Here is a 2,834-nt window from a genome sequence, read left to right on the forward strand (position 1 = left end):
CGTCGGAGAACTTGGGAAAGTTCAGGTCGATGCGGTCCACCCCGGCCAGCGCCAGGTCGCGCGGGTCGGCGTCGTTCGCCAGTTCAATGATATTTTGGCCTGTGGCGCTCGTAGGCTGGGCGTGAGATGCTATTATTTTCATGGTATTTGGTGGCTTTAAACGGCTTGGGCGGCGCCCACGCGCACAGCGTTGGCGGCGGCCTTGAAGGGGTCTGCACCCACCCGGCGCAGCGTGGCAATGAAGGTCTCGTGCTTGTCGCCAATGTCCAGGCGCAGGTCGCGGTAGGCGTCCAGAATGGCTTCAATCACCTCGGGCACTTCGGCGGCTGAAAACGACGGGCCAACGACTTTGCCGGTGGCGGGCGCGCCTGACAGCGCCGAGCCGTCGGAGCCGCCCAGCGTGATCTGGTACCACTCCTTGCCGTCCTTGTCGACGCCCAGAATGCCGATGTGGCCGCTGTGGTGGTGGCCGCAGGAGTTGATGCAGCCGCTGATGTGCAGGTCAATCTCGCCCAGGTCGTGCAACTCGTCCAGGTCCTGGTAGCGCTGGGAAATGGCGTCGGTCAGGGGCAGCGAACGGGCGTTGGCCAGCGAGCAGAAATCGCCGCCGGGGCAGGCGATCATGTCGGTCAGCAGGCGAATGTTGGGGCGGGCAAAGCCGGCCTTGCGGGCGGCTTTCCAGAGGTCGGGCAGCTGGTCGCAGCGCACCCACGGCAGCACCAGGTTCTGGTCGTGCGTGACGCGCGCTTCACCAGCGCTGAACTGGTCGGCCAGATCAGCGGCCACGCCGAGTTGCTGCGCCGTGGCGTCGCCGGGCGCCTGGCCCAGGCGCTTGAACGACAGGGTGACGATGCGCAGGTCGGGGTTCTGGTGCGGCGCCACGTTTTGCTGCAGCCAGCGCGAGAACTCCACGTCGTCCTCGGCGGCGGCGCGCAGCACGTTGGCGATCTTGGTTTCGGCGTCGCTGCGGTTGCAGGTCAGCGCGGGCGCCACAAACGAGGCAGACACGCGGTCGAGTTCGGCCTGGGTGATGGTGTGCGGTGCGCCGTCGAGTTCCACGATGTCCTGGTACTCGGCTTCCACCTGGTCGATGAAGTTCTGGCCTTCGGCTTTGACCAGAATCTTGATGCGCGCCTTGTAGATGTTGTCGCGGCGGCCAAAGCGGTTGTAGGCCCGCACCACGGCTTCCAGGTAATTCAGGATCTGCATGGCGGGCAAAAATTCGCGAATGGTGGTGGCCAGCACCGGGGTGCGGCCCATGCCGCCGCCCACCAGCACCTTGAAGCCCAGCGCGCCGTCTTCGTTCCGGATCAGGTGCAGGCCCACGTCGTGCCAGGCGGTGGCGGCGCGGTCTTCCCTTGCGCCGGTGATGGCGATCTTGAACTTGCGCGGCAAAAACGCGAACTCGGGGTGCAGCGTGCTCCACTGGCGCATGATTTCCGCGTAGGGGCGCGGGTCACCCACCTCGTCCACGGCAATGCCGGCGCGCTCGTCGCTGGTGATGTTGCGGATGCAGTTGCCGCTGGTCTGGATGCCGTGCATGTCGACGCTGGCCAGCAGGTCCATCACGTCGGCCGACTTGTCCAGCGGAATCCAGTTGTACTGGATGTTCTGGCGCGTTGTGAAGTGGGCGTAGCCGCTGGTCAGCCGGGAGTTGACGGACGCACCGCTTTTCAGGGGAATGGCGCCCAGCTTGTCCTGGGCCGCTTGCGCGCCTTCAAACAATGCGGCGTTGGGCTGGTCGTAGTCGCGGGCAATGGTGGCCAGCACGCGCAACTGGGCGCTTGAGAGTTCGCCATACGGCACCGCCACGCGCAGCATGGGCGCATAGCGCTGCACATACCAGCCGTTTTGCAGGCGCAGCGGCCTGAATTCATCTTCAGGCAACTGGCCAGCCTGCCAGCGCGTCAGCTGGTCACGGTACTGGTGGGCTCTGGCCTTGACAAATTGGCGGTCAAATTCGGTGTATTGGTACATGGAAGTGGCAGTAAAGAGTCTGAAGGAAAAAAGGGGGGCGGTCTAGATCGAGATCAGCTTGACGCCGGCATAGGCCAGCAGCGCAGACAGCAGCGAACGGATGACGCGGTCTGGCGTTTTGCGCATCAGCTGCGTGCCCAGCCAGATGCCGGGCAGCGAGCCGGCCAGCAGCTTGAGCAGCAAAGGCCAGTCGACCGAGCCAATGGAGGCATGACCCAGGCCGGCCACCAGCGTCAGCGGCACGGCGTGCGCAATGTCAGCCGCCACAATGCGCGGCAGCGGCAGGGCGGGGTACAGCAGCATCAGCACAATCACGCCGATGGCGCCGGCGCCCACTGACGTGATGGTGACCAGCGTGCCGATCACGGCGCCAAACAGCACCGGCAGCGCCCAGTGCTGCGGGCGCGTGGCCTGGCTGAGCAGTTCGGGGGCAATCGCCAGCGGCACCGCCTTGCCGCGCAGCACCTTGTAGAGGGTGGCGCCGGCCGTCAGCAGCAGCGCCAGGCCCAGCGTGGTGGTCATCACGGTCTGGGTTGCCGGGTTGGCCGGGCCGACGAGGTGCAGCATATACAGCGTGGCCAGCGAAGCCGGCAGGCTGCCCGCCGCCATCTGGCCCACAATGCGCCAGTCCACGATGCGGGCGCGCGCCAGGCTCACGGTGCCGCCCATTTTGGTGAAAGCGGCAAACAGCAAATCGGTGCCAATGGCCAGGTGCGGCTTGATGCCAAAGACAAAAATCAGGATCGGCGTCATCAGCGAGCCGCCACCCACGCCCGTCAGGCCCACCACAAGGCCCACAGCAAATCCGGCAAAGATAAAGGCAAATTCATGCATAGGGGAGAAAATGTAGCGTCGCT

At 65.2% G+C, this 2,834-nt stretch carries 2 protein-coding genes; both read right to left on the bottom strand.

The genetic code is table 11. The annotated features are described in order from the left end of the window. Nucleotides 1-156: 156 nt before the first annotated feature. Nucleotides 157-1,977: a nitrite/sulfite reductase gene (locus IV091_RS01125; protein ID WP_293464140.1), complete on the bottom strand. Its 1,821-nt coding sequence runs from the start codon at nt 1,975-1,977 to the stop codon at nt 157-159. A 42-nt stretch (nt 1,978-2,019) separates the two neighbouring features. Further along, entirely contained in the window at nt 2,020-2,811 is a 792-nt protein-coding gene (locus IV091_RS01130) for a sulfite exporter TauE/SafE family protein (RefSeq protein ID WP_293464141.1), read from the bottom strand. Nucleotides 2,812-2,834 lie beyond the last annotated feature (23 nt).

It is taken from the genome of Polaromonas sp. (assembly GCF_018780625.1).
Taxonomy (GTDB): Bacteria; Pseudomonadota; Gammaproteobacteria; order Burkholderiales; family Burkholderiaceae_C; genus Polaromonas.